Source organism: Nocardiopsis sp. CA-288880 (genome assembly GCF_050955985.1).
Lineage (GTDB): Bacteria > Actinomycetota > Actinomycetes > Streptosporangiales > Streptosporangiaceae > Nocardiopsis > Nocardiopsis tropica.
On sequence record NZ_CP192105.1, the window covers coordinates 6,159,087 to 6,177,138 of the forward strand.

Annotated in this window: 19 protein-coding genes and 1 riboswitch; of the genes, 7 read left to right on the forward strand and 12 right to left on the reverse strand. The window is 73.3% G+C overall.

Features of this window, described 5'->3' with window-relative positions:
- Positions 1 to 28: 28 nt before the first annotated feature.
- On the reverse strand, positions 29 to 1,303 hold the full coding sequence (locus ACQPYD_RS26535) for an amidohydrolase family protein (protein WP_433698198.1): 1,275 nt from the start codon (positions 1,301 to 1,303) through the stop codon (positions 29 to 31).
- A 190-nt stretch (positions 1,304 to 1,493) separates the two neighbouring features.
- On the opposite strand from ACQPYD_RS26535, the gene ACQPYD_RS26540 reads away from it, so the two are divergent.
- Positions 1,494 to 2,519 carry an Lrp/AsnC family transcriptional regulator gene (locus ACQPYD_RS26540; protein WP_433698199.1) on the forward strand — a complete coding sequence of 342 codons (1,026 nt, stop codon included), beginning with the start codon at positions 1,494 to 1,496 and terminating at the stop codon, positions 2,517 to 2,519.
- 16 nt (positions 2,520 to 2,535) lie between these two features.
- Here ACQPYD_RS26540 and ACQPYD_RS26545 read toward each other — a convergent pair whose 3' ends face one another.
- Positions 2,536 to 3,510, reverse strand: coding sequence for a penicillin-binding transpeptidase domain-containing protein (locus ACQPYD_RS26545; RefSeq protein ID WP_433698200.1), 975 nt, complete (start codon positions 3,508 to 3,510; stop codon positions 2,536 to 2,538).
- 201 nt (positions 3,511 to 3,711) lie between these two features.
- Positions 3,712 to 3,812, forward strand: a riboswitch (glycine riboswitch).
- Between the two features lie 145 nt (positions 3,813 to 3,957).
- On the opposite strand from ACQPYD_RS26545, the gene gcvT reads away from it, so the two are divergent.
- The 4 genes from gcvT to ACQPYD_RS26565 all read left to right on the forward strand — a co-directional run bounded on the left by gcvT (position 3,958) and on the right by ACQPYD_RS26565 (position 8,376).
- Entirely contained in the window at positions 3,958 to 5,073 is a 1,116-nt protein-coding gene (gcvT, locus tag ACQPYD_RS26550) for a glycine cleavage system aminomethyltransferase GcvT (RefSeq protein WP_433698201.1), read from the forward strand.
- Between the two features lie 154 nt (positions 5,074 to 5,227).
- A complete protein-coding gene (gcvH, locus tag ACQPYD_RS26555; protein ID WP_267946249.1) occupies positions 5,228 to 5,608 on the forward strand; it encodes a glycine cleavage system protein GcvH in 381 nt (126 codons plus the stop codon).
- A gap of 7 nt (positions 5,609 to 5,615) precedes the next feature.
- Entirely contained in the window at positions 5,616 to 6,884 is a 1,269-nt protein-coding gene (glyA, locus tag ACQPYD_RS26560) for a serine hydroxymethyltransferase (RefSeq protein WP_267946250.1), read from the forward strand.
- A 79-nt stretch (positions 6,885 to 6,963) separates the two neighbouring features.
- Entirely contained in the window at positions 6,964 to 8,376 is a 1,413-nt protein-coding gene (locus ACQPYD_RS26565) for an L-serine ammonia-lyase (RefSeq protein WP_433698202.1), read from the forward strand.
- 115 nt (positions 8,377 to 8,491) lie between these two features.
- Here ACQPYD_RS26565 and ACQPYD_RS26570 read toward each other — a convergent pair whose 3' ends face one another.
- Both ACQPYD_RS26570 and ACQPYD_RS26575 read right to left on the reverse strand, forming a co-directional pair.
- The gene (locus ACQPYD_RS26570) at positions 8,492 to 9,940 is read right to left on the reverse strand and encodes a sodium:solute symporter family protein (RefSeq protein WP_433698203.1); all 1,449 of its coding nucleotides are present in this window, start codon (positions 9,938 to 9,940) and stop codon (positions 8,492 to 8,494) included.
- 179 nt (positions 9,941 to 10,119) lie between these two features.
- Complete coding sequence (locus ACQPYD_RS26575; RefSeq protein ID WP_433698204.1) at positions 10,120 to 10,953, reverse strand: MurR/RpiR family transcriptional regulator; 834 nt, start codon at positions 10,951 to 10,953, stop codon at positions 10,120 to 10,122.
- A gap of 144 nt (positions 10,954 to 11,097) precedes the next feature.
- On the opposite strand from ACQPYD_RS26575, the gene ACQPYD_RS26580 reads away from it, so the two are divergent.
- Positions 11,098 to 12,366: an amidohydrolase family protein gene (locus ACQPYD_RS26580; RefSeq protein ID WP_433698205.1), complete on the forward strand. Its 1,269-nt coding sequence runs from the start codon at positions 11,098 to 11,100 to the stop codon at positions 12,364 to 12,366.
- Between the two features lie 151 nt (positions 12,367 to 12,517).
- On the opposite strand, the gene ACQPYD_RS26585 is transcribed toward ACQPYD_RS26580, so the two are convergent.
- The 8 genes from ACQPYD_RS26585 to purU all read right to left on the reverse strand — a co-directional run bounded on the left by ACQPYD_RS26585 (position 12,518) and on the right by purU (position 16,585).
- Positions 12,518 to 13,108 carry an alkaline shock response membrane anchor protein AmaP gene (locus ACQPYD_RS26585; protein WP_433698206.1) on the reverse strand — a complete coding sequence of 197 codons (591 nt, stop codon included), beginning with the start codon at positions 13,106 to 13,108 and terminating at the stop codon, positions 12,518 to 12,520.
- A gap of 2 nt (positions 13,109 to 13,110) precedes the next feature.
- Positions 13,111 to 13,716: a DUF6286 domain-containing protein gene (locus tag ACQPYD_RS26590; protein ID WP_433698207.1), complete on the reverse strand. Its 606-nt coding sequence runs from the start codon at positions 13,714 to 13,716 to the stop codon at positions 13,111 to 13,113.
- A gap of 1 nt (position 13,717) precedes the next feature.
- Positions 13,718 to 14,086, reverse strand: a complete 369-nt coding sequence (locus tag ACQPYD_RS26595; RefSeq protein ID WP_433698208.1) for a hypothetical protein — start codon at positions 14,084 to 14,086, stop codon at positions 13,718 to 13,720.
- 63 nt (positions 14,087 to 14,149) lie between these two features.
- Entirely contained in the window at positions 14,150 to 14,323 is a 174-nt protein-coding gene (locus ACQPYD_RS26600; protein WP_267946259.1) for a hypothetical protein, read from the reverse strand.
- 38 nt (positions 14,324 to 14,361) lie between these two features.
- Positions 14,362 to 14,682, reverse strand: a complete 321-nt coding sequence (locus ACQPYD_RS26605) for a hypothetical protein (protein WP_267946260.1) — start codon at positions 14,680 to 14,682, stop codon at positions 14,362 to 14,364.
- Positions 14,682 to 15,155 (reverse strand): Asp23/Gls24 family envelope stress response protein, encoded by a 474-nt coding sequence (locus ACQPYD_RS26610; RefSeq protein WP_433698209.1) that lies wholly within the window; start codon positions 15,153 to 15,155, stop codon positions 14,682 to 14,684. Before ACQPYD_RS26610 ends, ACQPYD_RS26605 begins: the two co-directional genes overlap by 1 nt.
- 48 nt (positions 15,156 to 15,203) lie before the next feature.
- Positions 15,204 to 15,392: a CsbD family protein gene (locus ACQPYD_RS26615; protein WP_267946262.1), complete on the reverse strand. Its 189-nt coding sequence runs from the start codon at positions 15,390 to 15,392 to the stop codon at positions 15,204 to 15,206.
- A 305-nt stretch (positions 15,393 to 15,697) separates the two neighbouring features.
- A complete protein-coding gene (gene purU / locus ACQPYD_RS26620; RefSeq protein WP_433698210.1) occupies positions 15,698 to 16,585 on the reverse strand; it encodes a formyltetrahydrofolate deformylase in 888 nt (295 codons plus the stop codon).
- A gap of 171 nt (positions 16,586 to 16,756) precedes the next feature.
- Here purU and ACQPYD_RS26625 point away from each other — a divergent pair, with 171 nt between their 5' ends.
- A complete protein-coding gene (locus ACQPYD_RS26625) occupies positions 16,757 to 17,995 on the forward strand; it encodes an alanine racemase (RefSeq protein WP_433698211.1) in 1,239 nt (412 codons plus the stop codon).
- Positions 17,996 to 18,052: the final 57 nt, after the last annotated feature.

The following is an 18,052-nucleotide window of genomic DNA, read 5'->3' on the forward strand; positions in this document are numbered from 1 at the left end:
GGGGGGATGGGGGCGGGGTCTGGGGGGCTCAGGCGGCGGCCGGCGGCCGGCCGGGGGCGGTGGTGTCCTTGTGGACGACGCCGTCCTTGACGACCACCGTGATGTTGGCCGGGTCTCCCGGCAGCGTGATGTCCTCCAGGGGGTCGCCGGCGCAGACGACGATGTCCGCGCACTTGCCGACCTGGAGGGTGCCGACCCGGTCGGCGACGCCGAGGAGCTCCGCGGCCTCGCGGGTCCCGGCGAGGATCGCGCCCATGGGGGTCATGCCGTGCTCGACGAGCAGGGCCAGCTCGTGGAGGTTGCGGCCGTGCGGGAAGATGCCGGAGTCGGTGCCCAGGGCGACGCGCACCCCGGCGGCCACGGCGGCGGAGATGTTCTCGCCGAGGTGCTCCTGGAGCCTGAGCTTCTTCTCCACCGCGTAGCCCGCCGACTTCGCGGGGTCGGGCGGCGTGGTGGCGGTGGCGAGGGTGGGGACGAGGAAGGCTCCGTCGCGGAGCATCGCCTCGATGCCCTCGGCGTCGATCTCGTAGCCGTGCTCGATGCTCGTGACACCGGCGGCGAGCGCGTTGCGGATGCTGCGGGCGCTCTGGGCGTGGGCGGCGACCGGGATCCCGTGCGCGGCGGCCTCGCGGACGACGACCGTCATCTCCTCGATGTTGAGCCCGTCGTGCCAGGGGGTGTCCTGGGGGCTCCACACGCCCCCGCCGGCCATGACCTTGACGACCCCGGCGCCGTTGCGCATGACCTCGCGGGTGCCGCGCAGGGCCTCGGCGGCGCCGTCGGTGTTGATGGACACCGCGCCGCCGGGGCCCAGGGCTGTGCCGAAGTCGAACCCGCAGCAGGTGCGGAAGTCGCCGTGGCCGCCGGTGGGCCCGAGCGCGCGGTAGGCGGTGATGATGCGGGGTCCGGCGACGATGCCCTCCTCGACCGCGCGGACCACGGCGAGGTCGAGGCCCGCGAGGTCGCGGACGCTGGTCACGCCGGCGTCGAGGGTGGCGCGCAGCCGGGGGATGGCCGTGTAGTAGCCGTAGTGCGGCGGCTGGTGGAGGAACGCGGCGGGGTTCATGCCGTCGCCCCCCATGGTCATGTGCACGTGGGCGTCGACGAACCCAGGAAGGACGGTGCCGCCGCGGGCGTCGATCTCCCGGTGCGGCGCGGTGATCTCGGGCGCGTCGGCGGCGGGCCCCATCCAGTCGATGCGGCCGCCGCGGGCCACGACCACCCAGTCCTCGCGCGGTCCGGCGCCGGTCGCGTCCACGACCGTCCCGTTGCGAAAGACGACAGCGGTGTCCTCCGAAGCCATCGGCGCCACCTTCACCCTTCTCCTCGCCAGGCCTCGGACCATTGATTCCACAATGCGAAATCACTGCTCCGGCCATGGTTAACATTCTGGAAATACGCAGCTCAGAGCCGTTTGACGGCTGTGCGAAAACCTACGCTCAGCCGCCCCTAAGATGCCCAGATCGCCGGAAAAGAGTTTTTCGAGGTCGCTGATGCAGGAATCCACCACACCCAACGAGTTCGACCTGTCGCTGGTCAACGCCCTGCAGATGGCGCCCCGCGCGTCCTGGTCCGAGCTGTCGCCGATCCTGGAGGCGGACCCGACCACGCTCGCGCGCAGGTGGAGGCGGTTGGAGGAGGAGGGGCTGGCGAGGATCGCCGTCTTCCCGCGGCAGCGCGTGATGGCGCGGCGCAACCTGTCCTACGTCGAACTCAGCTGCCGCAACGGCACCGTCGAACGGGTGGCCGCCGCCCTGGCACAGGACCGGGACACCCTCAGCATCCAGTTCGTGGCCGGGTCGCACCAGCTGATGCTCACCGTGGTCCCCGGCGCGGGGCTGGCCGACTACCTGCTCAACTGGGTCGGCGGCTTCCCCGACGTGGTGTCCTACCGGGTGCACGTCGTGACGGAGGTGCCCCGGGAGGCCTACCTGTGGCAGGTCCGCGCCCTGTCCCCGCAGCAGCGGCGCCGGCTGCGGGCCCTCTCCCCCGTGCGGGGGCCCGGGCCGGGCGACGAGCGCGTCACCCCCCTCGACCAGCGGATCATCGACCTGCTGTGCGTCGACGCGCGCCTCGGGTACCAGCACATCGCCGAACGCCTCGACATCGCGCCCACGACCGCCGCGCGGCGCGTCAACCGGCTCCTGCGCCAGTCGCTCGTCGGGCTGCGCTGCGACATCTCCCGCGCCCGCATGGGCTGGCACGCGGCCGCCACCCTCTGGGGGACCGTCGACCCCCGCGTCCTGGAGGGCGCCAGCGACCTGGGCGAGCGCATCCCCGAAGTACGCCTGTGCACCACCATCGCCGGGCCCGAGAACACCCTCTTCATCCTGTGGCTGCGCGACGCCCCCGACCTGACCCGGGTGGAGCGCCAGCTCCTGGAGGAGCTGCCCGGCCTGCGCATCGCGGACCGGCGGATGACCCTGCGCACCTTCAAGTTCATGGGCGGGGTGATGGACGCCGAGCAGCGCTTCACCCGCTCGGTCCCCGTCCAGCTGCTCCCGGCCGGGTCCCCCTGACGGCGGCGCGCCCGGATCAGTCCCCGGCGGCCCCGCCCGGCAGCGCGCCCAGCTCCACCAGCAGCTCCCGGGCCAGGGGCTCCCGCAGCTCCGCGTTCGCGTCGTCGTCCATCTCGATGCGCAGGGCGAACGTGTACAGGTCCTCCCCGCGCTCCACCCAGCCGACCCACCAGCCGGGGGCCGGATCGACGTCCACCGCCCAGCCGCTCTTGGCGAAGAGCGTATGACCGCTGCCCTCCTCCACGAGGGCGATCTCGCGCAGCGCCTCCTGGTGGGCCGCGTCCACCGGCAGCTCCGAACGGGCCAGCGAGGCCAGGAACTCGGTCTGCTCGACGGCGGAGATCTCCAGCGGACCGTCCAGCCAGAACCGGTCCTCCACGTCCTCGCCGCCGACGTCCCGGTTCCCGTAGTCGAAGCGGTCCACCCAGGCCGCCATCCGCTCGTGCCCCACCCTGCGGGCCAGCTCCTGGTAGACGGGGAAGTTCGAGGCGGGGAACGCCTCCCTCAGGGACATGTCCTGTTCCCACGCCTCGACGGGCTGCTGCCCGCCGCCGTGGGGCAGCACCTCGTCCAGTCCCGACACCGCGCCCGTCTCCAGGCCGATCAGGGTGTTGGCCAGCTTGAACGTGGACGCGGGCACCGCGCGCTCGTAGGCCGCCTCCGCCCCGACGAGGGTCGACTCCCTGGCACGGGTGTCGTGGAGCACGAACGTGCCCTCCACCCCGGCCTCGGCGAACACCGACTCCAGGTCCTGGCGCTCCACCGCGGCCACGTCGCCCCGCCGCTCCTGCGCACTCGCCTCCAGCCGGCCCTCGGACGGCGCCTCCGGCCCGCCACCGCCGCCGCCCTGCGCGCACCCGCTGCCCGCGGTCAGCCCGAGGACGCACGCCGCGGCCAGCACCGCCGTGCCGTGCACGGCCGCCGGCCGCCGCTTCCCTCGGCGCTCCGCCCGCGCCCGTCCGCCCGTCTCCCGGTTCCCGTCCGCTCGCACCCGTCATCCCTCCCACGCAGGAAGTCCGTCCCCGGCTCACGCTAACCCCCGGAGCCCCCCTCCGCGACGGGTTCGGCCCGACTCCCGCGACCGGGCGGCAGCTCCCCCCGGGGACCCGTGCCGCGCCCCGCCCCCGGCTCCCGCACCGGCCCGGGCACCTTTGGGGGCCGTGTGCGCCCGCTGCTAGGCTGAACGTGTTGCTGACCCCGTACGGGAGAGTGCCCGCGTAGCCATCTCGGGCCGCCGAAGGAGCAATCCCTCCCCACGACAACCTCTCAGGCACAGCGGACCGTACGGGCGAGACCACTCTGGAAAGCAGGGACCAGCGTCCCTCGCCGAAGGTGCAAGCCACGCCGAGCGCGCGGCGAAGCTCTCAGGCACAGATGACAGAGGGGGAGGATGGCAACGCCTCTGCACGACACGACGCCCATCCTCTCGGGAGTGCCCATGTCCGATCCCGCATCAGCGCCGCGCGCCACCGCGCTCCGCGAGGTCCACGAGAAGGCCGGCGCCACGCTGGTCGACTTCGCCGGATGGCTCATGCCGCTGCGCTACGGCAGCGAGACCGCCGAGCACAAGGCGGTCCGCGAGGCCGCCGGACTCTTCGACCTCTCCCACATGGGCGAGATCCGCCTCACCGGCCCGCAGGCCGCCGAAGCCCTCGACTTCGCCCTGGTCGGCCACCTGTCCCGGGTCAAGGTCGGCCGCGCCCGCTACACCATGATCACCGACGCCGGGGGCGGCGTCCTGGACGACCTCATCGTCTACCGGCTGGGCGAGGAGGAGTACCTCGTCGTGGCCAACGCCGCCAACGCGCCCGTGGTCGCCGCCGCGCTGGCCGAACGCGCCGAGGGCTTCGACGTCGAGGTGGCGGACGAGTCCGCCGACCACTCCCTGATCGCGATCCAGGGGCCGCGCGCGGTCGAGATCCTCGCGCCGCTCACCGACGCGGACCTGGACGGCATCCGCTACTACGCGGGGTACGAGCACACCGTCGCCGGCCAGCCCGTCCTGCTCGCGCGCACCGGGTACACCGGCGAGGACGGCTTCGAGATCTTCGTCCGGCCCGCCGCGAAGGCCCCCTTGGTCTGGGACGCCCTGATGGCCGAGGGCGAACGGCACGGGCTCGTCCCGGCCGGGCTGTCGGCCCGCGACACCCTCCGCATGGAGGCCGGGATGCCGCTGTACGGGCAGGAGCTCACCGCGGAGCTCACCCCCTTCGACGCCGGGCTGGGCCGCGTGGTCAAGTTCGAGAAGGAGGGCGACTTCGTGGGCCGCGGCGCCCTGGAGGAGGCCTCCCGCACCGCCCGACCCCGCCGCCTCGTCGGCCTCGTCGCGCGCGGGCGCCGCCCGCTGCGCAAGGGCCAGGACGTCCTCCGCGACGGCGAGACCGTCGGAACCCTCACCAGCGGCGCGCCCTCCCCCACCCTGGGCCGCCCCATCGCCATGGCCTACGTGGACGGCGACCTCGACACCTCGACCGGCGCGTTCACCGTGGACGTGCGCGGAAGGGGCGAGGACGTCGACGTGGTCGAGCTGCCGTTCTACAAGCGGCAGCCGTAGCAGCAGGGGCCTTCACACCCCGAAGGCCCGCGCGCCCCGCGCGGCCGGATCCCCTGACCGGGGACCGGCACGCACGGGGCGCGACCGGGCGTAGGCCGGGCCGGGCAGCACAGGTGCACGGCAGGAAAATGGAACACCTCCAAGGAGAGTTGAAGTGAGCGTTCCCACGGAGCTGGGTTACACGGCCAAACACGAGTGGGTCGCGGTCGAGGACGGGATCGCCACCGTCGGGATCACCTCGTTCGCCGCCGAGTCCCTGGGCGACATCGTCTTCGTCGAGCTGCCCGAGGTCGGCAGCGAGGTGACCGCCGGTGAGCCGAGCGGCGAGGTGGAGTCCACCAAGTCCGTCAGCGACATCTACTCGCCGGTCAGCGGCGAGGTCGTCGAGGTCAACGAGTCCCTCGAGGACGCGCCCGAGACGATCAACACCGCCCCCTTCGAGGGTGGCTGGCTGTTCAGGGCCCGGCTCGCCGAGGAGCCCTCCGGGCTGCTCTCCGCCGAGGAGTACACGAAGCTGACCGAAGGCGAGGAGTAGGCCCCCGATGGCTACTGACAACACGCTCAACCAGACACTGGGCGAACTGGACCCCGAGGTGTCGGCCGCGGTCGACGCGGAGCTGGCCCGCCAGCGCGACACCCTGGAGATGATCGCCTCGGAGAACTTCGCCCCCCAGGCGGTGATCGAGGCACAGGGCACCGTCCTGACCAACAAGTACGCCGAGGGCTACCCCGGCCGCCGCTACTACGGCGGGTGCGAGCACGTCGACGTCGTCGAGCAGCTCGCGATCGACCGCGCCAAGGCGCTGTTCGGCGCCGAGCACGCGAACGTGCAGCCGCACTCGGGCGCGCAGGCCAACACGGCCGTGTACTTCGCACTGCTCAAGCCGGGCGACACCATCCTGGGCCTGGACCTGGCCCACGGCGGCCACCTCACCCACGGCATGCGGATCAACTACTCCGGCAAGATCCTCAACGCGGTCGCCTACCACGTGCGCGACGAGGACGGCACCGTCGACTACGACGAGGTCCAGGCGCTCGCCAAGGAGCACCAGCCGAAGATGATCGTCGCCGGCTGGTCGGCGTACCCGCGCCAGCTGGACTTCGCCCGCTTCCGGGAGATCGCGGACTCCGTCGGCGCCCTGCTGATGGTGGACATGGCGCACTTCGCCGGGCTGGTCGCCGCCGGGCTGCACCCCAACCCGGTGCCGTTCGCCGACGTGGTCACCACCACCACGCACAAGACGCTGGGCGGGCCGCGCGGCGGCATGATCCTCGCGAAGTCGGAGTACGGCAAGAAGATCAACTCCGCGGTGTTCCCCGGCATGCAGGGCGGACCGCTGGAGCACGTGATCGCCGCCAAGGCGGTCTCGTTCAAGGTCGCCGCGGGCGAGGAGTTCGCCGAGCGCCAGCGCCGCACCGTCAGCGGTGCGCGCCTGCTCGCCGAGCGCCTCACCCGGCCGGACATGGCCGAGGCCGGCGTCAAGGTCGCCTCCGGGGGCACGGACGTGCACCTGGTCCTGGTCGACCTGGTGGACTCCCGGCTCAACGGCCAGGAGGCCGAGGACCGCCTGCACGGCATCGGGATCACGGTCAACCGCAACGCGGTGCCCAACGACCCGCGTCCGCCGATGGTCACCTCCGGTCTGCGGATCGGCACCCCGGCCCTGGCCACCCGCGGGTTCGGCGACGAAGACTTCGCCGAGGTCGCCGACGTCATCGCCGAGGCGCTCAAGCCGGAGTTCGACGCCGACGCCCTGAGCGGCAGGGTCCGCGCCCTGACCGCCAAGTACCCGCTCTACCCCAACCTGTAGGGCGCCCGCCGTGCGGGGCCCCCGGGCCCCGCACGGCACCTCTGCTCCCCGGGCCCTGTACTCAACGAGGAGGACAGCCATGGCCATCAGCGCGTTCGACCTGTTCAAGATCGGCATCGGGCCGTCCAGCTCGCACACGGTCGGCCCGATGAAGGCGGCCCGCACGTTCGCCACCGGGCTGCGCGAGGCGGGCACGGCCGACCGGACCGCCCGTGTCCGGGCCGAGCTGTACGGATCCCTGGCGCTCACCGGCAAGGGGCACGGCAGCGACACCGCCGTGGTGCTGGGGTTGATGGGGCACACCCCCGAGCACGTGGACGTGGACGGGGTCCCCGGAATCGTCGAGGGGGTCCGGGACGACCGGGCCCTGTGCCTGGGCGGCCCGGACGGGCCGCGGGTGGCCTTCGACCCGGCCGTGGACATCGACTTCCGCCGCCGGGAGAGCCTGCCCGACCATCCGAACGGGATGCGGTTCGCGGCCCTGGACGCCGACGGGGGCGAACTGGCCTCCAAGGTGTACTACTCGGTGGGCGGCGGCTTCGTCGTGGACGAGCGCGCCGCCGGAGCCGACCGGATCACACCCGACGTCACCGTCGTCCCGCACCCGTTCGACAGTGCCGAGGAGCTGCTGGCGATCTGCGCGGAGACGGGGAAGTCGATCAGCGCGGTGATGCTCGACAACGAGCAGGCGTTCGGACGCACCCCCGAGCAGATCCGCGAGGAGCTCCTGGTCATCTGGACCGCGATGCGCCAGTGCGTGCGCCGGGGCGTGATGACCGAGGGCAGCCTCCCCGGCGGCCTGAAGGTGCCGCGCCGGGCGCACCGCCTGTACCGGCAGCTGGGCGGGAACTGCGACGAGGCGGGCCTGCTGGCGCCGACCGGGGTGGACCCCGACCCGATGCGCGGCAGCGACTGGATCACCCTGTACGCCCTGGCCGTCAACGAGGAGAACGCGGCGGGCGGCCGTGTGGTGACCGCGCCGACCAACGGCGCCGCGGGCATCGTTCCGGCCGTGCTGCACTACTACCTGCACTTCAGCCCGGGGGCCGGCGACGAGGGCGTGGTGCGCTTCCTGCTCACGGCCGCCGCGATCGGCATCCTGTTCAAGCAGAACGCGTCGATCTCGGGCGCGGAGGTCGGCTGCCAGGGCGAGGTGGGCTCGGCCTCCTCGATGGCCGCCGCCGGCCTGGCGGAGGTCCTGGGCGGCACCCCGGCCCAGGTGGAGAACGCCGCCGAGATCGCCATGGAGCACAACCTGGGGCTGACCTGCGACCCGATCGGCGGCCTCGTCCAGGTGCCGTGCATCGAGCGCAACGCCCTCGCCTCCGTGAAGGCGATCAGCGCGACCCGCATGGCGCTGCGCGGCGACGGCAGCCACTTCGTGTCGCTGGACAAGGTCATCCGCACCATGCGCGACACCGGCCGCGACATGATGGACAAGTACAAGGAGACCTCGCGCGGCGGCCTCGCCGTCAACGTCATCGAGTGCTGACCGGGGACCCTCGGAACCCGTGGAGCGCGCGCGGCGGCCTCCGCCGCGGCGGCCGGGCGCCCCGCCTGCGCGGGGACGCCGGCCGGGCCGCGCCGGAGCGCGGCCCGGGGGCGGGTCACTTCGGGGCGTCGGCCCCGGCGCCGGTGTCGGCGTCGGGCGCCGCGACGGCGGCGGCCACCCTCGCCGGGTCCGGCGCCTTCGTGAGGAGGCTGACGACGACCAGGGCGACCAGGGCCGCGGGCAGTGCCGCGATGACCCCGTTCAGGCCGGCCGGGGTTCCGGCCAGCTGCCAGCCGATGGTCGTGGCCGCGCCGACGACCAGGGCGGCGACGGCTCCGGCGGTGGTCGCGCGCTTCCAGAACAGCACCGACAGGACCACCGGGGTGATCGCCGCGCCGTAGACGGTGTACGAGTACATCTGGAGCTCGAGCACGGTCGGGAAGTACAGGCTCAGGGCCAGGCCCGCGAGCGCGATGCCCAGGACCGACAGCCGCTGGACCACGAGCTTGCTCCGCTCGCTCACCCGGTCCCCGACGAACCGCGCGTACAGGTCGTAGGCGACGTTGGAGGCCCCGGACAGCATGTACGACGAGCCCGTCGTGATGACGAAGGCGACCGCGCCGGCCAGGATCAGGCCGCCCAGGACGGCGGGCAGGTAGCCCTCGGAGGCCAGGGCGAGAACCGCCATGTCCCCGTTGATGCCGGGCATGAGGACGGCGGCGGCCGTGGCGAGCAGGACGACGGGGATGAAGACGAAGAAGCTGCCCACCAGCATGCCCAGTGTGGAGGACCTGGCGTCGCGCTCGTCCTTGGCGGCGGCGAGGCGCTGGTACATGTTCTGGTCGGCGAGGAGCAGCAGGAACAGCGGGAGGAAGTAGCCGAGGAGCTGGAGCGCGCTCAGCCCGCCGCTGAAGGTCCGCGCCTGCTCCGGCAGCCCGTCCCAGTAGGCGCCCGGACCGCCGACCGCGGCGAACACCAGGGGCAGCGCCATGCACAGGCCGAGCACGATGAGGATGGCGGACACGAAGTCGGTGTAGGCGACCGAGAACAGGCCGCCGCTGATCGTCAGCAGGGTCACGACGACGGCGATGAGCAGGGTTCCCTGGGTGGCGGACAGCGGGGTGACCAGGCTGACGACGTACCCGCCGCCGACGAACTGCGAGGCGGTCAGCCCCAGGAAGGCGATGGTGGTGACCACCGCCGCGACGGTGCGGACCCCGATCCCGAAGCGCACCTCCAGCAGTTCGGGGATGGTGTGCCTGGAGGCCCTCCGGATGCGGCGGGCCGCCAGGAGCAGGACGAGGATGCCCAGCGGGGTGCCCGCGAAGAAGACGAGCCCGGCCGTCGGCCCGTAGGTGTAGGCGAAGTTGGCGCCGCCGATGATGGTTCCGGACCCGACCCAGGTGACCAGCATGGTGGCGATCATGACCGGGCGGGGGAGGCTGCGTCCGGCGAAGAGGAAGTCGTCACCGCCGCTGACCCTGCCGGAGCGCAGGAAGTAGAGGGCGATCCCCAGCATGGCCAGGATGTACACGGCGAGGATCACGAGATGGGTCGTCTGCATTGGCCACCTGCGAGGTTCGGTTCAGGGGATGGGCACGGGGGGGGAGACCACCGGCGGTGATCCGTCCGCCATGAAAGCAGTCGCGCCAGTGAAGTGCAACACTTATTGCAAAGAACGTGACTCTGATCACGTCACGTGCGCGTCACTCCGTCGCCGCAGGTCATCCACCCGGCCGTCGCTCAGAAGAGCTCCGACTCCTCCCACAGTCGCTCCGTGTCGCGCACGGCCCGCAGCACCCCGTCCCCGCCGATCCGCGCCAGCTCGGCCAGCACCGCGTGGATCACCGACATCGCCGGGACCAGCGAGGGGAACATGCCCACCCCCTCGCTCGGGACGAGCAGCAGGTGCGCGGCGCCCTCCGCCAGCGGGGAGTCCCTGCGGTCGGTGATGACCGCGACCGGCACCGACCGCTGCCCGGCGACCCTCACCGCGGCGCGCAGGGCGGTGGGCAGCCGCCACAGGTCGCACGCCACCAGCAGGTCCTCCGGCCCCATCCGCGCCAGGGCGTTGACCAGCGCCGTCCCCCCGACGTCGAACCGCTCCACGTCGTAGCCCATGATCCCGGCGGCGTGCGCCAGCTGCAGGCCGGGCGCCGCGAAGGTCCCCGAGCCCACCACCCTGGTCCTGCGCGCGGTGTGGATGGAGGCGGCGAGCGCGCGCACCCTGCCGGGTTCGAGCGTGAGCTCCAGGGTCCGCAGCCCCTCGCGGTCGGCGCGGACCGCCGCCCGGACCGGGTCGGCGTCGGACCCGGCGTGCTCGGCCAGCACCTCCCCCGCGCTGAGGGAGGCCAGGTAGCGCGAGCGCAGTTCGACGCGGAGCGCCGGCCAGCCGCTGAACCCGAGGGCCTGCGCGGCGCGGACCACCGTGGCGACGTTGACCCCGGCGCGCTCGGCCAGTTCCGCGGTGCTCGCGTAGGACGCGAACCTCGGCTGGTCCCGCAGCACCCTGACCACGCGCTCGGCCGCGCGGCCCAGGCGCCCGTCGCCGAGCGCGGCCTCGATCCAGTCCGCCATCACCCCTCCGTCCCGGCGCGGCCGGAACACCCCGGTCCGCGCGTCCACCAAGCGATACCACCCCCTGGCCGTCCGCGCGCCTTTGATGCAACATATATTGCAGATGCGTGGCCCACACGCCGAGCCGTTCCATCGGAGGTACACATGACCCGCCAGTCCCAGCCGCCGCTCCTCTTCACCGGGGCGGGCCTCCTCGACCCGGAGGCGGGCACCAGGACGCCGGACTCCTGGCTGCTCGTGGAGGACGGGCTCATCGCGGGCAGCGGCCGCGGCCCCGCCCCCGAGACGGGCGGGGCCGTCGAGGTCGTCGACCTGGGCGGAGCCACCCTCATGCCGGGCCTCATCGACGGCCACATCCACGCGACCGCCTTCAGCGCCGACCTCGGCGCGGCCATGGACCACTCGCCCTCCTACGTCGCCAGCTACGCCGCCACGTCCCTCAACGCCATGCTCAAGCGCGGCTTCACCACCGTCCGCGACGTCGCCGGGGGCGACTGGGGCCTGGCCCTCGCGGTCGAGGAGGGGCTGGTCGACGGCCCCCGGCTGATGTTCGGCGGCAAGGCCCTCTCCCAGACGGGCGGGCACGGCGACTTCCGGGGCCCCGGCCGCCAGGGCAACGACACCCACGCCTGCTGCCCCGGCGCAGGCGTGGTCTGCGACGGCCCCGACGAGTTCCGCCGGGCCGCGCGCGAACAGCTCCGCACCGGCGCGCACCACCTCAAGATCATGCTGTCGGGCGGGGTCGCCTCCCCGACCGACCGCATCGACTCCACGCAGTCCTCCGAGGACGAGATCCGCGCCGTGGTGGAGGAGGCCGAGGCCGCCAACCGCTACGTCACCGGCCACGCCTACACCGCCCGCGCCGTCAACCGGGGCCTGCGCCTGGGCGTGCGCTGCATCGAGCACGGCAACCTCATCGACCGGAGCAGCGTCGAGCTGTTCCTGGAGCACGACGCCTTCCTGGTGCCCACGCTCGTGACCTACGAGGAACTGTCCCTCCAGGGCGCCGCCTACGGCCTGCCCGCCGCGAGCCAGGAGAAGGTCGACACCGTCCTCACCCGCGGCATGGACGCGCTGCGCATGGCGCACGAGGCCGGGGTGAACCTGGTCTTCGGCAGCGACCTGCTCGGCGGTATGCAGGACCGCCAGAGCCGGGAGTTCGCCATCCGCGGCCGGGTCCAGCCCGCCGCCGACGTCCTGCGCTCGGCCACCGTCAACGCCGCCCGGCTCCTCGGCCTGGAGGGCGTCGTCGGCACCCTGCGCGACGGCGCCCGTGCCGACCTGCTGGTCGTGGACGGCGACCCCCTCGCCGACATCGGGGTGCTCGCGGATCCCGAGCGCAACGTGCGCACCGTCCTGCGCGACGGCCGCGTGCGGCACGAGCGCGGCGACGCGGACGCCGCCCTGTCCTAGGTGTACCGACCCGGGAGGTCGGGGACACGGGAGGCGGGAGGGCCGCCGAGGGCGGTGGGCGGGAAGACGCTGCCGAGGCGGGGTTCGCGGCGGCTGTCGCGGACCGCGCCCCGGGGCGTCGCGCGGTTGCGCCGTCCCCGGGCCCTCCCCCTCAGGCGAGGCCCCGCCGGGGGTTCTTGGCCGGAGCGGTCATCGACATCCGCACGACGGCGGGCACCCTCTCCAGGTCGAGCGAGCTGCGCAGGTTCGCCAGGGCGTCCGAGCGCACCCGCTGCCACACCCCCCTGACGTCGGCGTCCTCGTCCAGGGTGAGCGCCAGCCGCAGGTGCGGCGCGTCGGAGGACTCCGTCAGCCTCGCACGTGCGCGGCGCACACCCGGGTAGTCCGCGACCTCCTGCTCCAGCGCTCCGCGGGCCACGCTCTCGGACATCTCCACCCGGCCGTCGTGGCCCTTGTCCAGGACCAGGCGCCCCACGGTGTCGTTGAGCCCCTGGATCATCAGCCAGCGCAGCGCCAGGAACCCCGCGGCGAACGCCACCGCGACCGCCGCGTACGGCACCCACGGCCGTCCGAGGAAGTCGGCCGCCGACGCGCTGAGCAGGGGGCTCTCCGCGAGGGACGCGCCGAACAGCCCGCGTCCCGCGGCGAGCGCCGCCAGCCCCGCGGCGAGCGGGACCGCGCCCACGACCGCGAGGCCCCACCGGTTCCCCCGGGCCGACCTGCGGGCCCTGTCTCGCACCACGGTCACACCTCCGCGTACCTGACATGGGTGGCGATCCGCATGCTGCGCAGCGGCGCCAGCTCCTCCAACCGCCGCTCCACGGCCGCGGTCACCTCCGCGGGCAGCCCCGCGGCCTCCCGCATACCGGTGCGCACGTGCACCCGTAGCCTGTTGCCCCGGACGGCGACGTTCACGGAGTCGACACCGCTGACCTCGTGCGCCGCCGCGGCCACCGCACGGCGCAGGGCGGGCCTGGTGAGCCCCACCACCAGTGCGGGGTCGTCGGTGCGCAGCGCGGTCCAGTGCCCGTGCCCGGGCGTGAGGGCGGCCACGATCAGCGCCAGGCCGATCAGCGCCAGGACGGCCGACGCGATCTGCACCGAGGGGGCGGACCAGGTGGTGGCCCCGGCGTATCCGGTGGCCGCGCCCACCGGGATGAGCCGCAGCGGGCTCCCGGCGAGCGCGGAGATCACCTCGGCGGCGGCGACGACGGCCACGACGAGGATCACGAGCCCCGTGATCACCGCGGGCCACGACCTCCTCGGCCGGAAGGTATGGACCGCCACCCGCTTCGCCCGACGGTCGACGCCCTGGTCCGGGCGGCCGAGCACCTCTTCCACGGTGGTCATGTCAGCGCACCAGCTCCGCGATCTCGATGTCGATGTGGTGGACTTGCTTGCCGGTGGTCCGCTCGACCCGTTCCTTGACGTGTCCGCGGACACGGGCGGCGACCTCCCGCGCCGAGCGCGGGTAGCGCACGGTGATCCGCAGCCGCAGAAGGACCACGTCACCGCTCACCTTCGCCCGTGCGGCCCTCGACCTGGCCGCGCGGGCCCCCTCGACCTCGCGGACGGCCCGGGCCGCGACCTTCTCGACCACTCCGGGCTCGATGACGGTGCGGCCCGCGGGACCGTGTTCGCGCTCGTGCCGCCCGTGGCCCGGCCCGCCGGGCGGGTGCTCCCTCTGCCTGGGGACCGTATCGGTCCGCACTCCGGCCACGGCCGCTCCTTCCCTCCGGGGCGTGTGTGTCGGCGGCGCCCTCGACCGTCCGAGGGACCCGCCTCAGGCCGATCGCCGCGAGAACATCTCACCGAGGTCGATCTCGCCCTCCATCGCCCGGCCCGCGACGAACCCGACGAGGCCCAGAACCAGGACCAGCGCGAAGGCCGCGAACCCGCCGAAGGCGGCGGCGAGACCCAGTACCGTCCCGTAGGACAGGCCGACGATGGGCCACATGGCTTCCCCCTCTTGTCCAGCACCTGTTGCTTCCACGTTCAGAGCCCCGTCCGGCTGCCGTCGCCGAGACCGGCGACCACGTCCTCCACCGAGATGTGGACGGTGCGGCCGCCGGCCAGCGGGGCCAGGCCCCGGCGCAGCTCGGCTGCGATCTCCGGCAGCGGTCGCCCGAAGCGGACCACGACGCCCACCTCGACCCCGTCCGAGCGCACCGCGACGCCGTGCACGCGTCCGCCGGGCACGGGGGTGGCCAGCGTTCCGAACCCTCCGGACGACAGCTCCACCACGTCCGGGAAGCGGACGGCCTCCTCGGCCACGCGCCGGGCCACCTCGCCCGGGTCCCCGCCGCCGGCCGCCACTACCGGACCCGGGGCCCGGAGTCGTCGGAGTCGTCGTCCCGGTCCTCGTCGGGCAGGTGGATGTCGTCCACCCTGATGTTGATCTCGGTGACCTCCAGGCCGGTCATGCGCTCCACCGCCGTGGCGACGTTGCGCCGCACGGAGGCCGCGAGGTCCTGGATGGCGGCCCCGTACTCGACGACCAGGTCGATGTCCACGGCGGCCTGGCTCTCACCCACCTCGACCGAGACCCCGCGCGAGACGGAGCCGCGGTCGGCGCCGCCGCCGGTCACGGCGTCCCTCACGGCGCCGACGGCGCGCGCCGTCCCGCCGCCCATCGCGTGGACGCCGCCGATCTCACGCGCGGCCATCCCGGCGATCTTCGCGACCACCCCGTCCGCGATCTGGGTGCGTCCTCCCCCGTCGCCGGAGGCGTCCCCCCTGCCCGCCTCGCGGGCGCCCGGCACCTTCGCTTCGGTTCTGATGTCCGACACTGGTCCCCCCCTGCGCAGTGTGCAGAAACCCCGTGGTCACAGCGGTCGTCAGCGCTTGAAGACGTTCTTGGCCTTCTCGCTCGCGTCCTTCGCCTTGTCCTTGGCCCGGTCGGCCTTGTCCTTGGCATCGGCCTTGGCCTGGTCCGCCTTGCCCTCGGCCTCCTTGCCGCGGTCCCCCGCGGCCTTGCCGTAGGCCTCCTTGGCCTTGCCGGCGGCGTCGTCGAAGTGCTTGCCCATGTTTTCTGCCCCCTCCTCCGAGCGCATTGCCCTCGGAGATTTCGGACCGAAACCCGGTATCTGCGCCATGGGACGGCCAGATGAGTTCCGAACTAAACACACCATATACACACTGTACGTAGTGGCCAAGATACTTTGAGTAACGAATCGCTGGTCAGAAGAGGAGAGAGTCTTTCCCATCTCGTCTCCACGGGCACGACACACCCTTGCTTCTCGGGAAAACGAAAAGGGCGCCCCGGAAGGCGCCCCTGAGTCCGAAAAGCGGTCCCGCCCGGCGATCCGCCGGGGAGGCCGTGTCCCCGGCGTCAGCCGAAGACGACCGTCTTCCCCCCGTTGAGGAGCACCCGGCGCTGCGCGTGCCAGTTGACCGCGCGCGCCAGCGCCACCGACTCCAGGTCCCGGCCGATCGCGGTGAGCTGCTCCGGGCTGTGCGTGTGGTCCACCCGGGACACCTCCTGCTCGATGATGGGCCCCTCGTCCAGGTCGGCGGTGACGTAGTGGGCCGTCGCGCCGATCAGCTTGACCCCGCGCGTGTGGGCCTGGTGGTAGGGGCGCGCACCCTTGAAACTCGGCAGGAAGGAGTGGTGGATGTTGATGATCCGGCCGGACATCTTGGTGCACAGCTGCTCGGAGAGCACCTGCATGTAGCGGGCCAGGACGACCAGGTCCACGTCGTAGGAGTCCACCAGCTCCAGGAGCCGCGCCTCCTGCTCCGGCTTGTTCCCCGCGGTCACCGGCAGGTGGTGGAAGTCCACGCCGTAGGAGTCCGCGAGGAACCCCAGGTCCGGGTGGTTGGACACCACGGCGGCGATGTCGACGTCCAGGAGCCCGCTGCGCTGGCGGTAGAGGAGGTCGTTGAGGCAGTGGCCGAACTTGGACACCATGACGATCATGCGCGGGCGCACGTCGCGGGAGTTGAGCGTCCACTCGACGAACGCCTCGCCCGAACCGGACCCGAAGTCCCCCGCCAGCGCCGCGAACGCCCCGCGCAGCACGTCCTCGCCGACCGGCCCGTCGCCGCCCGGCTCCGCCACGAACTGCATCCGCAGGAAGAAGCGGCCCGTGTAGTGGTCGCCGTACTGCTGACTCTCGGTGATGTTGCAACCGTGGTCGGACAGCAGGTTGGCCACCGCCGCGACGATGCCCCTGCTGTCGGGACACGAAAGGGTCAGGACGTACTCGCGCTCACTCATGGGAAAGAACCATTCCTGGGGTCGGACCGGCTGATCAGCCGTGACGCCCCAGGATATCGACCCGGGCCGCCCGGCGGGGCGGTTCCGGGGCGTCGTCCCGGCCACAGGGTTCACCGAACCGTTCACCACCGGGAATATGAAACACATTCATGTTCTGGCATCCTCGGACGCATGACAAGCCTGCGTGAGAAGTACGAGGCCGCGACGCGCGAACTCCAAGCCCCCTTCGCCATGGTGGACCTGGCCGCCTTCCGCGCCAACGCGGCCGACCTCACCCGCCGGGCCCACGGCAAGCCCGTCCGCATCGCCAGCAAGTCCGTGCGCAGCCGCGCCCTGCTCCGCACCGCCCTCGCCCTCCCCGGCTACGCGGGGATCATGGCCTACACCCTCCCCGAGGCGCTCTGGCTGGCCGAGGGCGACTCCGAGGGCCCCTTGGACGACGACATCCTCGTGGCCTACCCCACCGTCGACCGGGACGCCCTCGCCCGGCTCGCGGGGGACCCCGCCGCCGCCCGGACCGTCACCGTCATGGTCGACGACACCGCCCACCTGGACCTGATCAGCGCCGCCGTGGCCGACGCGGCCGCCTCCGGCGCGCGCGGAGCCGGGGCCCCGCCCGTCCGCGTCTGCCTGGACATCGACACCAGCTGGCAGCCCCTCGGCTCCCGCGCCCGCATCGGCTCCTTCCGCTCCCCCGTGCGCACCCCCGCGCAGGCGGCGGCGCTCGCCCGCGCCGTCGTCGAGCGGCCCGGGCTGGAGCTGGCCGGGATCATGGCCTACGAGGGACAGATCGCCGGGGTGGGCGACGCCCCTCCCGGGCGCCCCCTGTACGCGCGCGTCCTGCGCGCCGTCCAGCGAAGATCGGCGGTCGAACTCGCCCGGCGCCGAGCCGCCGTCGTGCGGGCCGTGGGCGCCGTCGCCGACCTGCGCTTCGTCAACGGCGGCGGCACCGGCAGCCTCCACACCACCGGCCGGGAGAAGGCCGTCACCGAGCTCGCGGCGGGGTCCGGCCTCTTCCACCCGCGCCTGTTCGACCACTACCGGGCCTTCCGCGGCCGCCCCGCCGCCCTCTTCGCGCTCCCCGTCGTGCGCCGCCCCGCCCCGGGCGTGGTGACCGCCCTCGGGGGCGGCTACCCCGCCTCCGGGCCCGTCGACCCCCACCGGGCGCCCACCCCCCACCTCCCCGAAGGACTGTCCTACACGGCCAACGAGGGCGCGGGAGAGGTGCAGACCCCCCTCGTCGGCGCCGCCGCCGACGGCCTCGCCGTCGGCGACCGCGTGTGGATGCGCCACGCCAAGGCGGGCGAGCTCTGCGAGCGCTTCGACACCCTGCACCTGATCGACTCCGACACCGGCGAGTACGTCGGCGCCGTCCCCACCTACCGGGGCGAGGGCCGGACCTTCCTCTGAGCCGGGCGGCGGCCCTCGCTCCGGGCCGCACCGCCGGCGCCCGCCACGGGGGCCGCC

Excerpts from the sequence above, each read along its gene's own strand:
- ACQPYD_RS26535 (WP_433698198.1), bottom strand. The coding sequence starts at position 1,303 with ATGGCTTCGGAGGACACCGCTGTCGTCTTTCGCAACGGGACGGTCGTG.
- ACQPYD_RS26575 (WP_433698204.1), bottom strand. The coding sequence starts at position 10,953 with ATGGCGGACTGGATCGAGGCCGCGCTCGGCGACGGGCGCCTGGGCCGC.
- ACQPYD_RS26590 (WP_433698207.1), bottom strand. The coding sequence starts at position 13,716 with ATGACCACCGTGGAAGAGGTGCTCGGCCGCCCGGACCAGGGCGTCGAC.
- ACQPYD_RS26580 (WP_433698205.1), top strand. The coding sequence starts at position 11,098 with ATGACCCGCCAGTCCCAGCCGCCGCTCCTCTTCACCGGGGCGGGCCTC.
- gcvT (WP_433698201.1), top strand. The coding sequence starts at position 3,958 with ATGTCCGATCCCGCATCAGCGCCGCGCGCCACCGCGCTCCGCGAGGTC.
- ACQPYD_RS26600 (WP_267946259.1), bottom strand. The coding sequence starts at position 14,323 with ATGTGGCCCATCGTCGGCCTGTCCTACGGGACGGTACTGGGTCTCGCC.
- ACQPYD_RS26615 (WP_267946262.1), bottom strand. The coding sequence starts at position 15,392 with ATGGGCAAGCACTTCGACGACGCCGCCGGCAAGGCCAAGGAGGCCTAC.
- glyA (WP_267946250.1), top strand. The coding sequence starts at position 5,616 with ATGGCTACTGACAACACGCTCAACCAGACACTGGGCGAACTGGACCCC.
- ACQPYD_RS26565 (WP_433698202.1), top strand. The coding sequence starts at position 6,964 with ATGGCCATCAGCGCGTTCGACCTGTTCAAGATCGGCATCGGGCCGTCC.
- purU (WP_433698210.1), bottom strand. The coding sequence starts at position 16,585 with ATGAGTGAGCGCGAGTACGTCCTGACCCTTTCGTGTCCCGACAGCAGG.
- ACQPYD_RS26570 (WP_433698203.1), bottom strand. The coding sequence starts at position 9,940 with ATGCAGACGACCCATCTCGTGATCCTCGCCGTGTACATCCTGGCCATG.
- ACQPYD_RS26625 (WP_433698211.1), top strand. The coding sequence starts at position 16,757 with ATGACAAGCCTGCGTGAGAAGTACGAGGCCGCGACGCGCGAACTCCAA.
- ACQPYD_RS26540 (WP_433698199.1), top strand. The coding sequence starts at position 1,494 with ATGCAGGAATCCACCACACCCAACGAGTTCGACCTGTCGCTGGTCAAC.